Origin of the sequence: Haloarcula sp. CBA1122 (genome assembly GCF_009741785.1) — an archaeon.
GTDB classification, from domain to species: domain Archaea; phylum Halobacteriota; class Halobacteria; order Halobacteriales; family Haloarculaceae; genus Haloarcula; species Haloarcula hispanica.
This window is the reverse complement of record NZ_WPCB01000024.1, coordinates 14,646-34,022: the sequence shown is the minus strand read 5'-3', so window position 1 is coordinate 34,022 and position 19,377 is coordinate 14,646. Positions and strand designations below refer to the sequence as shown.

34 protein-coding genes and 1 tRNA gene are annotated in these 19,377 nt (G+C 57.2%); 4 read left to right on the top strand and 31 right to left on the bottom strand.

The features are described from left to right. Positions 1-151 precede the first annotated feature (151 nt). The 4 genes from GJ630_RS11235 to GJ630_RS11220 form a co-directional block, all read right to left on the bottom strand. The gene (locus GJ630_RS11235) at positions 152-1,222 is read right to left on the bottom strand and encodes a tyrosine-type recombinase/integrase (RefSeq protein ID WP_191449904.1); all 1,071 of its coding nucleotides are present in this window, start codon (positions 1,220-1,222) and stop codon (positions 152-154) included. Further along, the gene (locus tag GJ630_RS11230) at positions 1,219-1,449 is read right to left on the bottom strand and encodes a hypothetical protein (RefSeq protein ID WP_004964236.1); all 231 of its coding nucleotides are present in this window, start codon (positions 1,447-1,449) and stop codon (positions 1,219-1,221) included. The genes GJ630_RS11235 and GJ630_RS11230 overlap by 4 nt, the downstream gene beginning before the upstream one ends. Continuing rightward, positions 1,442-1,768: a hypothetical protein gene (locus GJ630_RS11225; protein WP_191449903.1), complete on the bottom strand. Its 327-nt coding sequence runs from the start codon at positions 1,766-1,768 to the stop codon at positions 1,442-1,444. Before GJ630_RS11225 ends, GJ630_RS11230 begins: the two co-directional genes overlap by 8 nt. A gap of 83 nt (positions 1,769-1,851) precedes the next feature. After that, the gene (locus GJ630_RS11220) at positions 1,852-2,058 is read right to left on the bottom strand and encodes a ribbon-helix-helix domain-containing protein (RefSeq protein WP_225308127.1); all 207 of its coding nucleotides are present in this window, start codon (positions 2,056-2,058) and stop codon (positions 1,852-1,854) included. Between the two features lie 112 nt (positions 2,059-2,170). Between GJ630_RS11220 and GJ630_RS11215 the strand changes: the two genes are divergently transcribed. Then, a complete protein-coding gene (locus GJ630_RS11215; RefSeq protein WP_151147134.1) occupies positions 2,171-2,488 on the top strand; it encodes a MarR family transcriptional regulator in 318 nt (105 codons plus the stop codon). 1,185 nt (positions 2,489-3,673) lie between these two features. Here the strand turns inward: GJ630_RS11215 and GJ630_RS11205 are convergent. The 4 genes from GJ630_RS11205 to GJ630_RS11190 are packed head-to-tail and all read right to left on the bottom strand — an operon-like array spanning position 3,674 to position 5,576. Beyond that, a complete protein-coding gene (locus GJ630_RS11205) occupies positions 3,674-4,075 on the bottom strand; it encodes a type II toxin-antitoxin system VapC family toxin (RefSeq protein WP_191449902.1) in 402 nt (133 codons plus the stop codon). Then, complete coding sequence (locus tag GJ630_RS11200; RefSeq protein WP_191449901.1) at positions 4,076-4,291, bottom strand: antitoxin VapB family protein; 216 nt, start codon at positions 4,289-4,291, stop codon at positions 4,076-4,078. It lies immediately after the preceding gene. A gap of 41 nt (positions 4,292-4,332) precedes the next feature. Next, positions 4,333-4,914 (bottom strand): HNH endonuclease, encoded by a 582-nt coding sequence (locus tag GJ630_RS11195; protein WP_191449900.1) that lies wholly within the window; start codon positions 4,912-4,914, stop codon positions 4,333-4,335. 5 nt (positions 4,915-4,919) lie between these two features. Next, a complete protein-coding gene (locus tag GJ630_RS11190) occupies positions 4,920-5,576 on the bottom strand; it encodes a recombinase family protein (RefSeq protein WP_191449899.1) in 657 nt (218 codons plus the stop codon). A 233-nt stretch (positions 5,577-5,809) separates the two neighbouring features. Between GJ630_RS11190 and GJ630_RS11185 the strand changes: the two genes are divergently transcribed. Beyond that, positions 5,810-6,040, top strand: coding sequence for a hypothetical protein (locus GJ630_RS11185; RefSeq protein WP_191449898.1), 231 nt, complete (start codon positions 5,810-5,812; stop codon positions 6,038-6,040). A 96-nt stretch (positions 6,041-6,136) separates the two neighbouring features. Here GJ630_RS11185 and GJ630_RS11180 read toward each other — a convergent pair whose 3' ends face one another. From GJ630_RS11180 to GJ630_RS11075, 23 genes are all read right to left on the bottom strand, one after another. Further along, on the bottom strand, positions 6,137-6,943 hold the full coding sequence (locus GJ630_RS11180) for a hypothetical protein (protein ID WP_191449897.1): 807 nt from the start codon (positions 6,941-6,943) through the stop codon (positions 6,137-6,139). A gap of 133 nt (positions 6,944-7,076) precedes the next feature. After that, the gene (locus GJ630_RS11175; RefSeq protein WP_191449896.1) at positions 7,077-7,277 is read right to left on the bottom strand and encodes a hypothetical protein; all 201 of its coding nucleotides are present in this window, start codon (positions 7,275-7,277) and stop codon (positions 7,077-7,079) included. A 117-nt stretch (positions 7,278-7,394) separates the two neighbouring features. Next, complete coding sequence (locus GJ630_RS11170) at positions 7,395-7,847, bottom strand: hypothetical protein (RefSeq protein WP_064287530.1); 453 nt, start codon at positions 7,845-7,847, stop codon at positions 7,395-7,397. Further along, a complete protein-coding gene (locus tag GJ630_RS11165; RefSeq protein WP_155120721.1) occupies positions 7,844-8,020 on the bottom strand; it encodes a hypothetical protein in 177 nt (58 codons plus the stop codon). The genes GJ630_RS11170 and GJ630_RS11165 overlap by 4 nt, the downstream gene beginning before the upstream one ends. Continuing rightward, positions 8,013-8,300, bottom strand: coding sequence for a hypothetical protein (locus GJ630_RS11160; protein ID WP_064287529.1), 288 nt, complete (start codon positions 8,298-8,300; stop codon positions 8,013-8,015). The genes GJ630_RS11165 and GJ630_RS11160 overlap by 8 nt, the downstream gene beginning before the upstream one ends. Next, a complete protein-coding gene (locus tag GJ630_RS20340; RefSeq protein ID WP_256369592.1) occupies positions 8,293-8,421 on the bottom strand; it encodes a hypothetical protein in 129 nt (42 codons plus the stop codon). The genes GJ630_RS11160 and GJ630_RS20340 overlap by 8 nt, the downstream gene beginning before the upstream one ends. After that, positions 8,418-9,038: a hypothetical protein gene (locus GJ630_RS11155; protein WP_191449895.1), complete on the bottom strand. Its 621-nt coding sequence runs from the start codon at positions 9,036-9,038 to the stop codon at positions 8,418-8,420. Before GJ630_RS11155 ends, GJ630_RS20340 begins: the two co-directional genes overlap by 4 nt. Further along, complete coding sequence (locus GJ630_RS11150) at positions 9,039-9,554, bottom strand: hypothetical protein (protein ID WP_191449894.1); 516 nt, start codon at positions 9,552-9,554, stop codon at positions 9,039-9,041. After that, entirely contained in the window at positions 9,554-9,841 is a 288-nt protein-coding gene (locus GJ630_RS11145) for a hypothetical protein (protein ID WP_101349220.1), read from the bottom strand. The genes GJ630_RS11150 and GJ630_RS11145 overlap by 1 nt, the downstream gene beginning before the upstream one ends. 364 nt (positions 9,842-10,205) lie before the next feature. Next, entirely contained in the window at positions 10,206-11,093 is an 888-nt protein-coding gene (locus GJ630_RS11140) for a hypothetical protein (protein WP_129756003.1), read from the bottom strand. Position 11,094: 1 nt separating this feature from the next. Further along, positions 11,095-11,562, bottom strand: a complete 468-nt coding sequence (locus GJ630_RS11135; RefSeq protein WP_064287525.1) for a hypothetical protein — start codon at positions 11,560-11,562, stop codon at positions 11,095-11,097. Further along, entirely contained in the window at positions 11,559-11,762 is a 204-nt protein-coding gene (locus GJ630_RS11130; protein WP_129756001.1) for a hypothetical protein, read from the bottom strand. Before GJ630_RS11130 ends, GJ630_RS11135 begins: the two co-directional genes overlap by 4 nt. Positions 11,763-11,781: 19 nt before the next feature. Beyond that, on the bottom strand, positions 11,782-12,585 hold the full coding sequence (locus GJ630_RS11125; protein ID WP_191449893.1) for a hypothetical protein: 804 nt from the start codon (positions 12,583-12,585) through the stop codon (positions 11,782-11,784). A 3-nt stretch (positions 12,586-12,588) separates the two neighbouring features. After that, a complete protein-coding gene (locus tag GJ630_RS11120) occupies positions 12,589-13,050 on the bottom strand; it encodes a hypothetical protein (RefSeq protein WP_058992723.1) in 462 nt (153 codons plus the stop codon). Beyond that, a complete protein-coding gene (locus GJ630_RS11115; RefSeq protein ID WP_058992725.1) occupies positions 13,050-13,364 on the bottom strand; it encodes a hypothetical protein in 315 nt (104 codons plus the stop codon). Before GJ630_RS11115 ends, GJ630_RS11120 begins: the two co-directional genes overlap by 1 nt. Positions 13,365-13,367: 3 nt before the next feature. Continuing rightward, positions 13,368-13,523 (bottom strand): hypothetical protein, encoded by a 156-nt coding sequence (locus GJ630_RS11110; RefSeq protein ID WP_154021006.1) that lies wholly within the window; start codon positions 13,521-13,523, stop codon positions 13,368-13,370. Positions 13,524-13,618: 95 nt separating this feature from the next. Then, positions 13,619-14,239 (bottom strand): hypothetical protein, encoded by a 621-nt coding sequence (locus GJ630_RS11105; RefSeq protein WP_058992728.1) that lies wholly within the window; start codon positions 14,237-14,239, stop codon positions 13,619-13,621. A 6-nt stretch (positions 14,240-14,245) separates the two neighbouring features. Beyond that, on the bottom strand, positions 14,246-14,677 hold the full coding sequence (locus GJ630_RS11100) for a hypothetical protein (RefSeq protein ID WP_058992730.1): 432 nt from the start codon (positions 14,675-14,677) through the stop codon (positions 14,246-14,248). 2 nt (positions 14,678-14,679) lie between these two features. Beyond that, the gene (locus GJ630_RS11095) at positions 14,680-15,837 is read right to left on the bottom strand and encodes a hypothetical protein (protein WP_191449892.1); all 1,158 of its coding nucleotides are present in this window, start codon (positions 15,835-15,837) and stop codon (positions 14,680-14,682) included. A gap of 71 nt (positions 15,838-15,908) precedes the next feature. Beyond that, positions 15,909-16,034 carry a ribbon-helix-helix domain-containing protein gene (locus tag GJ630_RS20585; protein ID WP_371727430.1) on the bottom strand — a complete coding sequence of 42 codons (126 nt, stop codon included), beginning with the start codon at positions 16,032-16,034 and terminating at the stop codon, positions 15,909-15,911. A gap of 97 nt (positions 16,035-16,131) precedes the next feature. Then, positions 16,132-16,584: a hypothetical protein gene (locus GJ630_RS11085; protein WP_058992735.1), complete on the bottom strand. Its 453-nt coding sequence runs from the start codon at positions 16,582-16,584 to the stop codon at positions 16,132-16,134. A 139-nt stretch (positions 16,585-16,723) separates the two neighbouring features. Continuing rightward, positions 16,724-17,278 (bottom strand): SWIM zinc finger family protein, encoded by a 555-nt coding sequence (locus GJ630_RS11080; RefSeq protein ID WP_191449890.1) that lies wholly within the window; start codon positions 17,276-17,278, stop codon positions 16,724-16,726. Positions 17,279-17,449: 171 nt separating this feature from the next. Continuing rightward, a tRNA-Pro gene (locus tag GJ630_RS11075) sits at positions 17,450-17,522 on the bottom strand. 96 nt (positions 17,523-17,618) lie between these two features. Between GJ630_RS11075 and GJ630_RS11070 the strand changes: the two genes are divergently transcribed. Beyond that, positions 17,619-18,080, top strand: coding sequence for a GDP-mannose mannosyl hydrolase (locus tag GJ630_RS11070; protein ID WP_014039475.1), 462 nt, complete (start codon positions 17,619-17,621; stop codon positions 18,078-18,080). Between the two features lie 123 nt (positions 18,081-18,203). Beyond that, positions 18,204-19,376 (top strand): NAD-dependent epimerase/dehydratase family protein, encoded by a 1,173-nt coding sequence (locus GJ630_RS11065; RefSeq protein ID WP_050037528.1) that lies wholly within the window; start codon positions 18,204-18,206, stop codon positions 19,374-19,376. The last annotated feature ends 1 nt before the right edge of the window (position 19,377 follow it).

Below are 19,377 nucleotides of genomic sequence, written 5' to 3'. Positions count from 1 at the left end.
GGAGCCATTTCCTCACAACGGACACTCGTCGCTGTCGCTCCTCGTGATTGCGTTGCGATAGAAATGGGCCGGCGCGACGCGGAACTAACCGATTTCGTAGGATGCTCATACTCGGTTCGCTGTCGATTCGTCGTTGATGGGTCAGTTGGTGTCATTGGGTGAACTCCAGTTCGTTGATGAGTGGTCTGCGGCGGTCCTCCATCCGGTTGCGAAGCCGTCGCCGCCGCTGTTCGGGGTCTGCCTTGTCGTAGTGGTCTTCGATAGTACTCACCGAGGAATTGACGCGCTCCGCTACGTCTTCCGGCGGCCATCCTCGGTTCAGGTGCCACGTAATCGAACCCGTCCGAATCTGATGCGGGGACCGGCTCGACGGGCACTTGCTGGCGTGGGCGTACTCGTTCCAGTCGCACTTCTCGATGTCCTTCTCGTGAGGGCACATCCCGTAGCTGCACGGGAGCGTGGCGAGGTAGCTCCACACTCGAATGGTGTTGGTCGTCGGCCGCCCCTTCGCGCTTGTCAGCAGCGGCTGACGGCCATGCTCGTCCCGCACATCGTACCGACGGCCGTTGATGTACGCCTCCAGCGCGTCGGCCGTCTCTCTTGGAAGCGCCACCGGACGCTCACCGCGGCGCTTGTTCTTCAGCGGGGTGTCCGTTTCCGGTCGGTGGCGAAACTCGACGTAGGGGCTACTTCCCAGCTCCGTGTCCCGCAGGTCCAGGGCCCGCAGGCCGCCCTGTCGAGCGCCAGTGTTCCACGCAAGTTCAAGGAACGCGTGTTGCCGAGTTCCGTAGTCTCTGTCGCTCTCACGGTAATAGGACAGCAGTGCGGCTGCTTTGTCGGCAGCAAGTTTCGTATCGTTTGACCGGTCCTCTGGGTCAAGGTCAGGAATGCGGATTTTCTCTGATAGACCTTGGTCGACCGCTTCGAGGTCTTCGAGGAACTCGAAGAGCATCTTCAGCGTCCACATCTCGCCTTCGAGCGTGGCCGGCGCGATCTCCGCGCTCCGCATTTCGTAGTACTCGTCGAGGTCGTAGCCACGCAGTTCCCCGACCGTCTCTATACCGACGGAGTCGCACCACTCGACGAAGAGCTTCAGCCGGTACTCCCAGCCGTGAACGCTCTTCTCCGTGGAATCTGACCGACGGCGTCGGAGGTAGCGCTGGCAAGCCTCGCGGGGAGATAACTCTGTAGGGTCGCCCCGCCGTCTACCGCCGCGCGTCATGCCTCTAACTCACTCAGTTCGCTCTGGTCGTCGGGGAGCTGACGACGAACCTGCGGCTGGATGTTACGGAAGTCGTCGGCCCACTCCTGCATCTCGCTGCGGACCGCTTCGACCTTCTCGCGCAGTTCCTCGACGCTGTCAGCCGAGACCTTCGCCTTCATCTTGTCGCGATTGTTGCTGTCACCGCCGCGAGTAAGCTCGACTGTGAGGCTGTAGGCGTCAGTCATCCGCGACCACCACCTTGCCGCCAGAATCGTCGGCGCTGGCCTCCTCTCGCTGCTCGTCGTGGGCCACGCGCTTCGCCTTCGCGTACTCGCCGTCCGTGCCAGCGTCGTAGTACTCCGTACGCACTTCTCGAATTGCCTCGATCTTGTGCGGCGGGAGTTTGACGCGGCGGTCACGCCACTCGGTGAGACGTACCCAGCCGCTTTCGAGCGTCTGGTAGTCCGCGACGTAGACGACGCCCTGGCCCCGAATCTGGACCATTGCCGGCGTGTACTCTGGGTGTAGTGGCAGGTCTTCGGGGTCAATCTTCTCGCCGTTCATGGGCCGTCCTCCGCGTCGTCGTCAGTCTTTTGCTGGCCGGCGTCGTCGTCTGAGTCGGGGGCTCGAAGGCTACTGGACATAGTTTACGCGGCCCCCTCGTTTCGACGCTCCTCGCTGTTCTCATCCACGCACAATACCGTGTCTTCGCAGCTGAACGGCGTCGTGTCGTGCTCGCGCAGCACTTGACGCACGTACTGCGATGCGTTCATATCGTACTTATCCGCTTCTCTGTCTATCTCATCCGCCATTTCTGGCGACATGGAAACAGACATTGTCAGAAATCGTGCCATGCATTAGTGACTTACTAACCACTATAGGCTTATATCTTTCTACTAGCTCTAGTTTATTCGTATAGGAATCATACACCAGTATGATACTGCCTTAGTTATTTACTAACCAATAATGCGATACTCGGGAGACTGGATGGTGCTCGCTGATGACCGAATCTTGGAATACGTCAGGGAGAACCAGACCGCCGGATCTACACAAATGGCCGACAGTGGATACGTTCGGTATTCACAGTCCTATATCTCGAAGAGGTGTAGAAAACTCGTGGAACATGGTCTACTAGAGCATTACGGGAATGGAGTGTATGGAATCACCGAACGTGGTGAGCGGTATCTGGATGGTGAGATAGACACCTCCGAAGATGTACCAGATGAAGTTGAGTCACACACCGACGACGGCCCCAGCGCAAGTGAGAACCACGAGCAGGCGTGAATGACACTGAGAAAATCGGCTTCTTGGATGAATCAGGTGGATGAGCGTATCATGGAGTGGATTCGTGAGAATGGGTTTGCATCACCAGGCATCCTCTCACGAGAACGTGGGTTCGATGTCTCTTCCGGCTATATTCGGGACAGGTGCAAGTGGCTTCAGTACGCTGGACTGCTTGCACCCGTCAGTGGCGATTTGTACGATCTGACGAGTGAGGGCATTCTGTATCTGAAAGGCGAGCTCGATGCGAGGCACTGCCCGCGGCCGACTCCAAGCAAGGTCTTCGAGGATCGGTATGCAACACCACCAGACTGGGTGGAAGCCCGTGGAAGATTTCGTGTCCATCTATAGAAATATGAGACAAGTTCCACCAGGCGAGCAGCCGCGCATTACCGACCTTTCGTCGATACAAGCAGAGAACTTCAAATTCAGGAATACAAGCTTTCTCTATGATAAAGACCTGCCGTATGATATGTTAAAGTACCAGTCCCGTGAAAGACTACGGCATCGAATCTGGAACGTACGGAATGGTGATTTAAGAAAGCTGATGCGACGATTTCCTATCAATCATAGTCTCTGTGAGCAGTGTGCTGGCTGGATGCACGCCGTAGCCGGTCGTCACTTTTTCCCTGATGCCAACCACCGGACTGCCCTGGCGCTTCTCAGAAAACTACTGAAAGACAACGGTATCGTCCCAGGTCAGTGGCCGCCACAGGTCCTACGCGAAACAGTCATTCGCTCACACAAAGTCCGGAAAGAAATTAAGGATATCAGACTGGATACGCTCTACAGACGGGACCGGATGTTTCTCGTCTGGATACTGTTCTTCAAAACGGTTCTCAGAAGTCCAACCGAAGAACGATAAGACAGCTATTCGTCGTCTTCAGGCGATGCAGCACAGGCTTCGTACAGTTCCTTGTTCTCCCGAACGTCACGCGCCATGTCGCGTTCGGACTCCCAGTTCATACTCATCTTGGTTAATTAGTTAGCAATTCAAAGGTATATTCTTTTGGGTACGCCACATGGCATACTACAAAATGGATCACAGCCGCCCCACTTTCTCGCTCTCTCGCAGTTTCGCCTCGGGCGTGTGCGTCCCGCGGTAGTGGTCAGGGAACGTCTGTAGACCGTCCCAGCCGCTCCAGTCACAGACTATCATAACGTCCAGTAAATGAAGGCTCAGCAAGATTAGGCGGTATGCACAACATCCACGTCGGTAAGTTCCAGAAGGGGCTCCTTGTCGAAATCATTCTTGTTGTGGGTAATGAAGGTGCCACCCTCAGTGTGTGCGGTAGCCAGATTCAGGAGGTCCGCGGAGTCAAGAGTCACGCCTTGGGACTGTAGTTTCTCATCGAGATAGGCGGCTTCGAGTGCGGTGTCCGACGTGAACGGGAGTATCCGGTCAAGACTTGACCGGAGATGCTGTTGCTCTTGAAGCATATCGCTCCGACTGTCGTAGCGCTGAAACGACTCCCACGCGACGTGAGAGGGGATTGTCCATTCGTCGGTACGGTACTGCTTCAAATGCTCAACCACCGCTTCCTCGGAATTTCGAAGCTTAACCAGAATATCTCTGTCGAGAACAATCATCTACCGGCGGTCCTCCAGCGATTCATTCAGCCGTTCGCGGGCTTCGTCCATTTGCTCGATCTCTTTCTCGTCGACAGAGGGAAGTGACTCGGCTATTGCTTCTACGTCTTTCTCGCTTCGACTGAGTCGGTCCAGAAGGTCGTTGAAGCTTTCGTCGTCCCGCTTCAGGTCACGCAGTCGTTCTTTCACTTCGTCGGTGACTCGGATAGTGCTCATATGTATACGTTGTGTACAAGAGGTTGGTATCTCTTTCGACGCTAGAGCCATTCGCCTTTCTCGTACTCTCGGCGTTGATGACAGTCAAAACAGAGAGTCTCAAGATTATCTGGCTGGTTGGCTTCCTCGAATGAATCGCACTCTGATTTGGGCTTGATGTGGTGGACGTGCAGGTCTTGCCCATACTTTTCTTGATGGCTTTTACGTGAGATGCCACAGTCAGAACACTGGTACGAGTCCCGCTCTATGATTTTTAGCCTTTTTTCCTGCCACTGCGGCCCGTAGTATGGACCTGTGGTTAGGAATGGCCACCGGCTGAACGTCTTTGGCTCATCACGCCGAGCGTCTACGTACAGAAACCTATCTTCTACATTCATGAGGTCGTGGCGGCCAAGACCACGGTCAATGCCGCGTTTAATGCAGTAGAGGACCATCTCCCGCTGTGTATCATCACGGGGGATTTTCAGAAAGCAAGGATTCCAGATACCGCCGTCATCCAACTCATCTAACAGAGAATCGTGGTGTTGCCTATCTCCAAAGACAGACTCACCATTTCGATAGACGAACTGAACGGCCCGAAAAAGTGCTTCTCGTTCGTTTGACGACAGCAGAATCTTAATCATACAGTCTACAATCCGTATAGTTCGGTTCGGTCTAGCGCCCGATTGATAGTCGGGCGCGATGTATTCAGTCGAGAAGCGGCTTTCCGCTTTGACAAATCGCCTTTCTGAACCATTTCTAACGCGCTTACCACCTCATGATAGTTGTCACCTTCGACAAGCAGCCCGTCATTCTTCGACATTCCAAGCGGTGCGGGGCCGTGGTGATAGTCGTCGTTTTGCTGACGCGCCGCGATACCTTCCTTCGTCCGTTGCTGGGCCATATTCGCTTCTAGTTCCGCGAACACGCCGAGGAGTTGGAACAACGCCGTCTGGTAAGGGTCGCTCTCGTCGGGACGAAGTGTCAGCCCTTCACTGATGATGTGCAGCTCGACACCAGCGTCTTCGAGCCGCGACGCCGTTCGCTCCAAGTCGGAGATGGACCGACAGATACGCGAGATACTGTGGACGACCACAGCCTCGATCTCCCCGCTCTCGGCATCATCCATCATCTGCTGGTAGTCTGATCGGTCCGTGTCGGTACCAGTGGATTTGTCTCGATAGAATCGGAGACTCCCCAAATCTGCGCCGAACTCTCCCTCGGCGTACTCCTGTGTCGACTCTAGTTGTCGGTTGAGACTCTGGTCCTGCGTACTCACTCGGCAGTAGCATCCGATGTCACCCATACACTCGTACACCCACGCTAAGCATATAAAAGGTAGTAGTTACGTACAGTCTGTACGAGAACGGTAGTTTATGAACACTTCACCCCCCGGGGGGTGATTTTTATAGATACGCGCGGGCGCGTTCTCCGGCCCAGGAATTATGTCGGTTCCACTCGTGTAAATGTCGATGTCAGAGAACTGCACCAACCAGACTGGTCGTAAGCGTACAACTGGAAAGATCGGGGTTCCACCTAATGAGGCTGAGCAAAATGATTGAAGCGATTCCGGGCTCCGTGATAGGAGTGGCTGGTGTCGCACTTCTGTACTCGGGGGCAAAGGTCACTGATGCGATTCGCTCAGGAAATCGGCGAAGCTCAGATGGGACCTTCGCCAAGAACAGAACTACTCAGGTTGACCGGCTTCTAAAGTTTGCGGCTATCTTGGTAGTATTAGTTGCTGCAGCAGCCCTATTCAACTTCATCTAGAAGCCGTTCTATATTCTGGTGTCTGGCTCTCCCCACAGAACCGGATACAAGCATATAATAGAGGTACTTTAATTGCATTATTTTGAGACTGATGGGTTATCCCTCTGTTCTCCGGTCACTGGAAACCGAGAAGAGGAATTGAAGAATGGGAAATGCAGTTAGAATTAACAATGCAGTGTTTCGTCCCTGAATCAGATAACCAGCACCTGCGAGGAGTAAGAAAATAAGCCCGGAGGTATACTTTAACCAGCGGATAGTTATCGCCTCGGATAGTTCACTTACAAGAATTCGCACGTCAGAGGTATGATCCAATTCGTCCGTTTCCTTTTTTGGTATCCTTAGATCTGCATCATCGATTGACGAAATATTGTCTATGACCTTGCTGAGGTTCTCAACAAAGGTTTCGTCCAAGATTTCTTCTTGCTTCTGAGGGTCTGAGTCTTCCAATAGCTCAATGTATTCATAAATCTGATATTTGTATGCAGGGTGTAAAAGAGAGGTAGATTTACTCAAGCTGTATTCTCTGAACTTTTTAAGATAGCGGACTACATCTTCGTAGTCGCCATCTTGGTACGACTTAATCGATAAAGAAAGGTAGTGTAACAAAACATCCCTAACCGTGATGTCGTACTGGCTCTTCCTCTGCGATAACAACCTATATCCGGCAAAAACCAGTATAAATGGGACTATTATCCCAATCAGTGAAACAGAATCTTGTAAGTCTCCATTTCGGGTTCCAATGTTAAATTCAGTCAGTATGAGATTTATTATTACGGCGAGAGTGATCCAAGTGAACCCCGCGAGAACAGGTGTACCTACTGCGAAGTTGAGTGTAGTAAATTTATTTACTTTGTTTTTGTCGTGGCTGTTTTCATTGGCAAATTTTTCTATGTCACCCATCATATTCTATACTCTTTAGCATTAAGGAGTTATCTGGTACATAAAAGAGTGTATATAGGTGAGACTTTGAGAATGCAACAATATCAGGACCTTATCCGAGAAGCAGATATTGCTCAAGATAGACTATCTGAGTGCATTAGAGCCACTTTCCGTAGGCGACTATCATGATAAGTAGAGCGAAAGCACCTATGCCTCCAAAAACGTCCATGGTTCGGATGGCATTTCCGAATATTACGTATCCTGAAGCTAACATTCCCTTCTGAAGGGCAATTGCACCACCTATTGCAACGCACAACAGGAGAATGTAACTGGGAAGTCCACTTGGATCAACTGACATTCAAATATATCTGACTCATTGTTTGCATATAAATCGTATACCCGGGTTAATTCGCCTACTTCCGGTACGTGCTCAATATAGAGGGAGATATCCGACGTTCACCCGAGAACCGGACACTCAGAAAACCTCGTCCCACGGGATTTTGTGCTGCTTCCCCATCGAGTGACCCGAGCGGTTCCATCCGCCCCGATCTTGGACGAGGTTATTCACCGTCGACGGCTTCATGCGCGTGATTCGGAGCACGCCGTCCGTCTCATCGAGGAACACAAACGCATACCACGCCGTCGCCTGTGCGTCCGATGCGATGAGAGAGCGCGTCTGTCCTTCCCAGACGCGAAAGCGACCATCGCCGGGATACCTGTTGCCGACTGTCGTTGATGTCGATTTGACCTGGTATTTTGTCGCCCTGCTGGGGTGTCTGAGGTCCCACCAGTCCGGGTCAAGCGATAGGCCCTCCAAGCCGTACACCTCAGCCACGATCTCCTCGGCAACGTCGCCAAACGACTTCGACCGCTGTAACCGCTCCTGTCGAGTCCGAGGGAGCGACCGGATATCGATGACTTCCGTCACTCGTCACCACCGCCAGCCGCCGCCTCGAAGCGTACTATCTCTGCTGGACGTAGTCCTAACCGCTTTGCCAGCCACGCGATTCCCAGCCGGGAGAGCGCCGCACCGTCGGTGACCGCCAACGTGACACAGAACCAGATGAGAGCGCCCAACTGCACCCATGTCAGGTCAGGCATCGCTCTCACCTCCGTCCGTTGCCTTCGGTGGGTAGATACCTTCGTCGACGAGCGCCCGGCGGTGTGACCGGACATCCTCGACGAGTCCGGCGTCGTCGATCCCTTCCTCACCTCGGAGAACACGGACGGCTTTCTCTGCGGTTTCGTGGGCCGCTTGCGCCTCGTTGCGCGTCTCCTCGACGTAGCCGACCACGCGGCGGCCGACCCAGCCCGTGATACCGACCACGAGCATCGATGAAACACTGACCGCCCATGCCGCTGCGGTGTACGGTTCAACCATCAGCATCCCTCCAGATTGCCACGCCGCCAACGACAATGGCGATGAGTAGCAGCGTTCCGGGCACACCAAGTGTACCGGTCAACGCACCGAATACCTGCCCCAGTAGCCGTGCTACCGTCATCGAAGCACCACCACCGCAACGACCGCGAGGGCTGCGAGCGTTGTCTGTGGGGCAGTCAACGGCCCGACCGCCGGCAGCGTCGGGAACCCGTCAGGTAGCAGGGCAGGCGGAGACTCTGGCCCGGTGTTCTCAGGCGACGGGTCACTGCTTCCGTCAGGCGGATCGCCGTCACTGATGGGTGGGTACGTGGGTTCGTCGTTCGGCTCATCACCGGAGTCGGGTACACGCTTCTCGTAAACGTGCATCGTTCCGTACGTCGTCGTCTGCTTGTCCCACGACGGGCCGCCAAGCAGCTGCACACCGAGTTCGTAGTCGCCCGGAATCAGGTCGAAGTTCTCCTGTAGCCTCTCCCACGGAACCCGATTCGAGATTGTAGCCGTCTGTCCGGCTTCAATCGTCTCAGTCTGACTCTGGACATGGGTATCACCGAATGTCCAGATGACCGCTGCCTCTCGTTCCTTGAACGAGGTGTTCGTCACTTCGGCCTGTAGCTGTGGCTCGTATTCCTGCCGTCGGTCGACACGCGGATCGTCGGGACTGTACACAGCGAACGAGGTCGTTCCGACTGATTCCAGTACGAGCCCGCCGTCTGGAATACCGCCAGCGAACGTCACCATTCAGATCACCACCAGCAGCACGACGGCTAGAGCGAACCCCAGCATCACCTGCTGGGTCGTTCCGCCAAGCGCATCTGCGATATCGCTAATCATCTCTGTCAGTCGGTCACCTGTCGTCGGCAGGGCCGGGTCCTGTGCATCAGAGTGAACGGTTACCTCCGCCGCCCGCTCTTCTGCAACCGTGTCATTCGGAACTTTCAGCACTTCCGCGGTGACACTGTGTTCTCCACTACCCAGCGTCACTCGCTTGGTCACCGTCTTCGGGGCGCTATTGCCGTCAAGGCACTTCGTTTCTCGATGGACTTCTTTCCCGTCGACGTAGATGATGACTGGCGTCCGCCATCCAGTGTTGAACTGGAGTATCCCGCTCTGACACGTCCCATCCTGCGGGGCAATAATCGAACTCTCGTTTCCGACTGTGACGGTCACGGTGAACGACTTATCTGGGCGGGCCTCGCTCGGTACGTCTATACTGTCGATATACGGCTCTGATTGGTCGATGTTCAGGTTCACCATTATCCTAACATCCCTCCGAAGTCTGCCCCGGTCCCAGCGTACAAACCCTTGATCTCGACCGGGTCGAGAACGATCTCAGCGCTGTCATCAAGCGGGCCGATAGGCTCCTGTAGTGGGTTCCCATCAGCATCGATAGCCGGTGAGAACCATGTGTACTGAACTCCGTTAGGACCACCGTCCCGGCGCGCTACGCCCATAAACTGGCTGTACGTCGTAGCAAGACACGGGAGGTCACCCTGTGCGCTACCGTCGATAGCGGCCGCTGTCGGGAACACACCAGCCGACATCACCCATTCAACTTCGGGTAGTGGATTCCCGTCTGGATCCACCACCGAAACTCTCACCGGCCGGAATGCTGCGGGAATAAGTACCCCACTCCGGTTGGTGCTGGTGGCGTGGTCCCGAGAACGGGTGACCCGTGGCCGGTCGAGGGAGACGGTGACCGTATCCGCTCGGTCACCGGGCCGACGTGGACGGGGCCGTATCGTGTCGGTCGTCGCACCAGCTGCGACAGTCGCCGCCCGTTGCGGAGCTGGACGCTCCGTGCTCAGTGTTTCCCCGTCAGCAGCGGTTCCCGTCCTCGCCGGGATTGGGCGCGTCTGGCTTCCTGCGGTTGTCCCGGCCGGTGCTTCAGTGTACGTCGCCATCGGATTACCTCATCCCGATACCGACCTGCGCGACGTTGTGGGCCTTCAGGAGTTTGTACAGGTTGTTCGCCCCGCTGTCCTGTATCGTGTCCTCGTGACTTGCGTCCTGACCGCTTTCCTCCCGAATCCACAGGTCATGGGTCCCAATGATTGCATCGTTGTTGCGGTTGTTCCGATACTGCGAACTGGCAACGACATTGTCGGTCGTGGTGTAGTTTGCGTAGTTGTTGTCGGGGTTCACCATCCCGCGGCCGTGGTGTGTGCTTCCCGACTGCGTGCCGCTCATCGCCGGGAGGAAGTTTGTCCACTGCCTCTTTTCTCTATTATCGTAGTCACCGTCGTAAGCCTGTGCGTGCCATAGAGTCGCGTAGTTGCTTTCCCGGTTGGCCGCCGAATCGAAGTCCCACGTCTTCGAGAGTTCAGCCATTCCGATGGCGATATCTTCGTCGTTACCGTCGCCCTCGTTCCGTTCCGCATAGAATACCCATCCAGACTCTGTATAGTCCAAGTAGTAGCTCACAGAGTGAGACATGGACATACGCTCACCACCACGGTCGTCGGGGGCGTACGCCATTGGATCGCCGTATCCGTCGCTTCCAGTCTTTTGTGCGATATCGTTGGCGTAGCGGTCTTCCCATGTCGTGTTCGCGGTATCCCACGAGGGACCGGATTCCATGGTTATGCCACCGCTGTATCTGTTATCTCGGATTTTGAGACGGTGGTTCTCGCCGTTCGGCGTCTCCAGCACGAACCACTCACCAGCAGTGAGCGGAGTCGCACCGCCGTTGGCCGATGTGTCGATGATACTCCAGCCACTGATACTGTCGATGTTGTCGCGGAGTGCCGCGAGCGCTTCGCCCCAGGTAACTGCGTTTGGTCCTGTAAACGTCATTTTACTTGAGTGCCAGCACGTTCAGGGAGGTACTGGCGTCTCCCTCGGTCATCTTCCGATACCACAGCTTTGAGGCACCCAGTCCGCCCGGCGGAGACAGAGAGAACGGCGCGTCCGACGGGGTCAGGGGGATGAACCGGTCAGCCTTATTTGTCGCCTTGAACGCGACAACTATCGGGGAGTCAAATCCGTAGACGACGACGGTATCCGCGGCGAAGTCCCACGAAACCGTCTCTTCGTCGGTATCGTCAACCGGAACGCCGGGTTCGCTGTAGTACACCGCTTCCGAGTCACCCGAAACGTTCTGGTCGATGTCGTCGCCCCGCATCTCCATCAGCAGGGCCGCCAGCAGCGCGTTCGTTTCGTCTTCAAAAGCCTCGTACAGCACGTTCCTCGGTGCGCCGGGGAAGTACTGTTCAAGCAGATCGTCTATCGGCGTATCTGTCCCGATGAGTCCGTACCCGCTCATATCGACTGCCCCCGAATCAGTGCCAGCACGGTCGCAGCCTGCACCAGTGAGGTCAACAGCGACGAGAACGGCGCTATCAGGTCGGCTACTACCCGGGCCTTCTCCGCAAGCCCTGCAAGCACGTTCCCGCCGCTGTCGCACGGGCAGCCAGTATCGGTACTGCTGCTATCTGGGTCGTCAGTGTCGTGTAGAATCACCATGTGTTGGAACGGTGGCCCGTTAGGCCACCATGGTCTGGGTCACCTTTCGCCGGAGTTCAGCAGCCTCTTCATCCGGTCGAAGGGGCCGCTGATTCACCGGGATACTCACCTCGACGTTCTCCGCGTCGGCTGCCTCGACGGCCGTAGCGAACTCTGTGTCGAAGAACAGCAGGTCCATGTTGAACTTCGGCGGGAGGACACCGCGCATCCCGCTGTTGCGTCCGTCCCATGTGATCTGGCGGTCCGTCTCCGGCGAATCCGGGTTCGAGAACGCCCATGTGATACTGTCTTCGCTCTGAAGCTCCTGCGAGACGTTGCCCTTCCCACTGTTGCGCTTCTGTATCTTCGTCAGCCCGTGGCGCATCACCGCGTAGAAGGCGACTGAGATATCACCGTTTCCGGTCGTCTCTTTCAGCTCTGCCGACGCAACGAAATCGCCGTCAGTTCCGAACGTGCCAGTGTACTGCGTGTCTGTGCTGTCAGTAATGAGCGTATCCGGGTCACCGTCACCGTCGCTGTCGAAGTAGCCGATAAGCGAGGCGTCAGTCGTGTACTCGCCGGCAGTCACGTCGTCCATGTAGTCGACGATCGGGGCCTCGGGAGTGAGGTCGACCGTAGTAGTGTCACCCCCTGCTGCCGTCGCTGTCTGTTTGCCGACGAGTGCCACCACCAGCGGCATCCCGACTGGAACCTTCCAGACCTGCGTGCTCGGGACCTTCGTCGTCGCGACGATTCCCTCTGAACCGGGCTGGTAGCTCTTGAAATCGAACATCTCGGAACCGAGGTAGACCGTCTTCCCCGGCCGTGCGTTGGCTCCGCTCATGGTCTACCGGTTGTCCACCTGCATGGGGTAGTTGAAGAACAGCGTTGCCGGGTCGACCACGTCGGGGCCGTTCACCAGAAGCGCCAGCTCGTCAGCGTCTTCCAGCGTCAGCCGCCCATTCGGAACTCGGTCACGGAGGAACCGAACCCGGCGGCGCTGTGCGTTCTCGCCGGACTGCTGATCCTTCAGCGACAGCGTGTTGAATGGAGAGACGGCGAACTCGCTGATGACCGTCCACGAATCCAGCGGGTCGTTCGGTTCCCGATAGCCGAAGCCGATCTTCGTCGAGCGCGAGACGTTGCCGCCGTCCTTTGCCTCAACGTCGAGAATCGCTGGCGATCCCTGTGCGATAGAGATAGCGATTCCCTCCGGCACGTCCCAGGTCGTGATCGGCGTCGGCGTACCCGCGACGTTCTCCGAGACTGTCGCGTACTGGAGTTCCGTGCTGAGTGTTTCGTCGGTCATCAGTTGGCCCTCCGTGCAGCGTCAAAGCTCTGGACACCGAGCATAGCGAAGCCGATTCCGATACCGATAGCGAGCATCCCGAGCGAGCCCCGAAGCGGGCCGACCCATGCTGCCGCAATGAGCCCGAGCCCGATGAGCGAGAAGGCCCCACCGGTGACCATCGATGCAGAGCCAAGGTCTCCCTCAAACACTGCATTCGATACGTCCACCAGTCGATCCTCGATGTTGATACCTCCTGCCGACATCAGAACGGGAAGCCCTGCCGCCGCGCTGGCACCGATAGCAGCGTTCCGTTCAGAGACTTGTAGTGCCATGATTCAGATGATGAAGTAGCCCGCGATGATTGCAGCCCCGAACCCGCCCACAGCAGCCATTCCGATGGGCGTTTTCAGGAACTCGACGATACCATTGGACCCGGAGCTACTGGGTGACCCACCCGACTCCGAGTTTCCGCTTGTGCTGGTCGAAACCATGCGACCAGTAGTTGCCGCGAGGGATGATTCAGTATTTGTTTGTTGACAACACCGATAGCGAATGGCCGCGAGAAGTCTGTACGCGCTATTTTACGCTATCGTAGGTGCGCCGGAATCTCAACCGGCCCTCGGATGGTCGATGATGCTCCAGCCACATCTTTGTACGTGAGGAACTGGTACGCGTTCGGGTCCATTTCGGTCACCCGGTGTTTGTCGGGGATACTCACCTTACTGAACTTGCTGTCTTCGTGGTCTCCGTAGGCGAAAATCAGGTAGTTGTCCGTCTGTGTCCAGATCTGATCGTGGACTTCTTTCGCCTTGTGAGCGGCGAGTACTAATCCACAGTTAGCGTGGGTGACGTGCCACTTCACGAGGTGCTGAAGGACTTCGGGAATATGATGTGCGGACATCCAGTTGTGTGCCTCATCGAGATAGAGGTAACACCGCTTGAGCTGGCCGAACGCTCGAAGGTACTCGTCGAGGACATCTTCAGTGAACGGGTTCTCTCGAATCACCTGCTGAGTGTTGCCGCGCATCCAGTGGTCGAGCACGTCACCGGGATTATCGGGAAACACCGCACCCGGTGGCCCATGTTCGGCGTTCGGATCGATACAGATGTAGCGCTCTGTCTGGGTCAGCAGGTGCTCGAATAGCACTGACTTCCCCGAGTTCTTCTGGCCGAGGATGACCGAGATTTCGCTCAGGTCAATATCCATCGCTTGCTACTGCCCCTCGCTGCCGCTGTACTCGCCGGGTTCCGGTACGTCGACGTCAAGCTCATCGTACAGCCCGCGCCGGGTGAGTACGTCGTCAAGCGTAGCGATAGCGTAGGCTGTCGCCTCCGGCCTCGCAAGCGCGTACTGCGAGAAGAGATGGATGAATGTCTCAGGACCAAACTGGTCCTCCGCGCGTTGTGGGTCGAGGCCGAACATCGGAGCGAACCCCTGTAGCTTCGCCTCGATCTGGTCGACTGTTTCCTCATTGTCGACGAGGGCGGACCATCCCAGTCCGCGAAGATCTTCCTCTACCTCGTAGAGTGTCCGGGCCGTTGCGCCACTGTCGTCGGCAACTTGTTTGAGTCGCTGCGTTCGTTCTTCGGGCGATTCGTCTGCCTGACTCGCTACTAACGCGAGCTGCTGAATGATTTCCTGCATGATTACCAGGTACTGCTGTCTTCAAAATCGAATTCGCTTTTTGCGCTGTTCTCGCTCTGTTCTGCTCTGTGTTCGGCGCGAGTGTCGCGGCGATCTCGGCGGCCGTCCTGACCGCGTACCGCTGTCACGTCGTCGTTGAATTCAGGAGCGTCTTCGCTCTGTTTCCGGTCAGTCTCAACCGGGTCAGTATCTCGATGGCGACGATAGCGCATCGCTCGGCCCCCAGCGGTTCCCAGCATCGATAGAGCGAACATCGCTGTCGGGCCGACATCGACATCGTGCTCGTCGCACATGGCGATGAACAGCTCTGCATTGGCCGCTTTCTCCTGTTCAGAGAGTTCCCAGCCCTCCCAGTCAGTCATCGTCGCGGTCATCGAGAAGGGCATTCCAATGAGGTGCTTCACGACCGTCTCATCAACTACCATGCCGCTGGCCTGCTGGGTTCCCGCTGGTGAGTGGTCACCGCCGGAGTCGGGTTGTCCCTCGGCACCGTCGCCGCTCTCTCCTGACTCTTCCCCGAAGGCATCAGCGAACGTCTCACGGACTTCCTCGCGGCGCTGTCGTTCTCCCTCGCTATCTGCTTCCGCTACGATTTCGTCTGTTGAACGGTCGCTATTGCCGCGTATCCGGTCCAACAGGCCACCGCTATCCTCGCTGTTCTCGCTACTGTCGTTCTGCTCCTGCTGTTCTGGTTTCTCAGCGTGTTCGCTATTCTCGCTCTGATTCGCTGGTGACGCCGACTCACTCGGTTCGAGGTCGTCTGGTGACAGCCCGTCTAAGTCGACACCGCTGGGTGGTTCTACTGCTGTTCCTTCGTCGTCTGGCGCTCCTTCAGGGGATAGCTTCTCTTTCCCCTCGTGACCGACGGAGATAGCGTCTGTCTGTGTCTCTGTGCTGGCGCTCGTACTCTCTGAGTTTGTCACTGTCTGGGTTCCTCCCTCCGGTTCGCTATCGTTGCCACTGTCGACGTTCTCGCTCTCACTGAGTGCGAGTGTATCTGTGAGAAAATTCTCTAATTCTGCCTCCTCTACACCGACAATTCGCCCGTACCCGTGTTCCCCAGCGAGACGCTGTTTCTCGCTGTACGGTAGCGCCTCTAATTCCGCTACTGTAGAAGGATCCGCGGGTTGGGAGCTGTCTGTTTCCTCACTGGCGGCCATGCGGCCGGCGATAGTGGCACTACTAACAAGGGTGCTCGCTTGTTGTCAACAACAGAGAATAGAGAAACGGGTTACTTTGACTGGCGTTCAATCTGAGACAACTTGTCACGAATCGCATCTCGTATCAAATCAGATCGGCTGTGGTATCCGGCTGCTATGTAGTTCTCGTCTATGTTTTCGACCATTGACTCGGGCATCGATACACCGGTTGTATTTCGAGTCATAGTCTTTGATGGGGCTATATACAAAATAAAACCTGTTGCTTAGTTAATAATTAACTAAGCAAGACGGATATCACGCATCGGCAGTTTGGTTCTGAGTTCCACCCTTACGTGAGAACGGTCGGACGTGGACAGCGGTGTAGTCGCTTGGTGGTATCCCGTTCTGAAGATGGACATACCCGCGTTTCTCAAGTCGGGCAAGAAGGCGCTGTGCGTCTTGTTGGTCGATACTATCGACAGCCTGAGCAAGTGCACGCTTCGCGCTTTCTCCTCGGACAATGCCGTTATCAGTGCGCTTCTCGCAGAGCGTCCGGTAGGCAATGGCAAGTTCTCGATTGTCCGGGTCAGCATATGGTTCAAGCCCTCCATCAGTCTCCGGCTCCGAAACGCGCTGACGAACGTATTCCTCTAGATCGGCGCTCATGTTGTCGACCTGTTCCTTGTACTGTTCTTTCAGCGTGGTCGACAGACGGAAGGTGATTTTGTCACTCCCATCTTCTTCGTGAAGTTGGCTTCCACCAGTCATGTCTGACTAGCCACCTCCTCGTAAGACGGGGCCGAATCCCCATACGGCGCGGTGACGGACGCCGATGTTGGTACGTGTAGGACAGCCCCCCGTGGGGTCGCCAGAAGGTCACGCGCTAGGGCGGGCGTGCGCGCCTGTGTCATCGGCGGCCCTCCATCTCGTCACGGGCAGAGCGGAGTAGGTTCCCGATGGTTCCGGGCGAGCGACCGGAGAGTCGGGCGTACTCCCGAACCCCGAGCCTTCCGAGGTCACAGGTCAGGTAAGCGTCGAGTTCGGCAGGAGTGAGTTGGTTGAAAGCGGTCGGTTCGTCGTCGAGGAGGAGCCATGCTGGTGGTGATGGGTACTCGCGGCCGGTGTCGAGATGTGCGACGACGATCTGCCCGCGGACCCACTGCCACCACAGCGAAGCGACGTGGGCACACCATCCGCCGTGGTACTGGTAGCCGGCGCAGTCGCAGTCTGCGACGAGTGTGCGGCCCTGTAGCGCCCACAGCACGCGGTGAGTGCTGTCGCCGTCGCTCAGGTAGACGACACGCTCGGCGTTGTTGATAGCGCCGCCTCGGTCGTTCTCGGACTGTGCGCGCTTCCACGCCGTCGACAGCGTCCAGTCGTCGGGCATCGACAACGTCGACGGGCCACCAACAGACTGAGGCAGGTCGTCGCTCGCTTGCCAGCTGCGGCTGGCACGGCTCATGGACGACACACCCCCTCGTCTAGCGCCGGGCACGGCTGTCGTGGTGATTCGATGTAGCCGCCGCAGTAGTCGCAGATGGACAGCTCGTGAGTCCGCGGAATACTCACAGTGACCACCCCGTAGAGCGGCCGCTAACTGTTAGGAAACCCGGGAAAAAGGGTTTGTATGGTATGGGCCGGCGCGAATTCGAATCGCGGTTACGGCCACCCGAAGGCCGAAGGATACCAGGCTACCCCACCGGCCCGTGCGATAGCAATCGGATAGAAGACAGGGGCAGTTTTAACGGTTGCGAAACAGCGAGAAGCGGAGCGGTTTCACCGGCGGCCCGCAAGCGGGAGGTATGGACCGCCACGACGAACGCATTCCGACGGAGACGTTCGCCACCTGTCTCGACAACATGCCCCAGCCCTGTGTCGACCTCGTCGTCGAGTACGAGGACGGAATCGTACTCACACGACGTCAGAACGAGCCAGCCAAAGGCGAGTGGTTCTGGCCGGGGAGTCGCCTCTGCAAGGGGGAGCGACTGGACGACGCGGCGGCGCGCATCGCCCGAGAGGAGCTTGGCCTCACATCGGTTGCGACGGAACAGCTCGGTGTCAGCGAACACTTCTGGGACGTTTCTTCAGTTGATGGCGTCGACTCCCGGCACACGGTACCAATTGTGTATCGAGCCGTCCCCGACAACGGGGCCGAAATAGCACTCGACGACCAGCACGACTCGTATCGCATCGTCACAGAGGTTCCGGCAGACGCGAACCAGTACGTCACGGAATACTTCGAGCAGTTCGATATCACCCAGTAGCGGGTGAACAGTGCTGTTTTGAGGACGAATACGTGTTTCATGAGTAGTCAGGCTGTACGAGACTAGCAGGCAACTGAACAGAAGATTGATTACGCGTCGCAGTTACTCACTAACTGAGTAACTATGACCATCCTCATCACTGGCGGCGACGGCTACGTCGGGTGGCCGGCCGCACTGCGAATCGCGGACCGAACGGACGACCGAGTGCTGCTTGTCGACAACTTCGCCCGAAGAGAGTGGGTCGAGGACGTCGGCGCGACGAGCGCGACACCGGTCGCCAGTATCGACGAACGCCTCGACGCGGCTCGCGAGGTCCACGGGCTGACGAACCTCTCCTTCGTCGAGGGCGACCTCGCCGAGAAGTCCTTCGTCGACGAACTGCTGACGGTCCACGAACCCGAGGTCGTCGTCCACACCGCCGCCCAGCCCTCCGCGCCGTACTCCCAGATCAACGGCGAGCGGGCGAACTACACCCAGCACAACAACCTCCAGGCGACGCGGAACCTCCTGTGGGGGCTCGAGGAACACGACCTCACTGACACCCACTTCGTCGAGACGACGACGACGGGCGTCTACGGCGCGCCGGAGTTCCCGATTCCGGAGGGCGGTGCGGCGATGGAGAACCAGAGCGAGCGCGACGACGTGCCGTTCCCCAACATGGGCGGGAGCTGGTACCACGCGACGAAGGGCTTCGACGCACAGAACATGCGCCTGGCCCACACGCAGTTCGACATCCCGATTTCGGACGTTCGCACGGCCATCGTCTACGGGACAGAGACCGAGGAGACCCGCGAGGACGACCGGCTCAAGACCCGCTTCGACTTCGATTACTACTTCGGCACGGTCACGCACCGCTTCTGTGCGCAGGCCGTCGCGGGCTACCCCGTCACCGTCTACGGCAAGGGCGAACAGCGCAAGCCGTTCATCTCGCTAGAGGACGCCGTCGAAGGGCTGGCTGAAGTGGCGCTGACCGACCCTGACGAACGTCCTGACGGACTGACGGTGTACAATCAGGTCACGCGCGCCATCAGCATCGTCGAAATCGCCGAGACGATTGCCGACGTGGGCGGCGAGTACGACCTCGACGTCGACGTCGAGCACTTCGAGAACCCCCGCGACGAGGACGAGACCCACAAGATGGAGATCGAGAACGACCGCTACGACGACCTCATCGGCGGCCAGTCCCAGTCCTTCGAGGACGGCGTCGGCGACATCTTCGAGACGCTGACGCGGTACGCCGACACCATCGAAGCCCACGAGGACCGGTTCCTGCCGGGCGTCCTGAGCGAGGACTGAC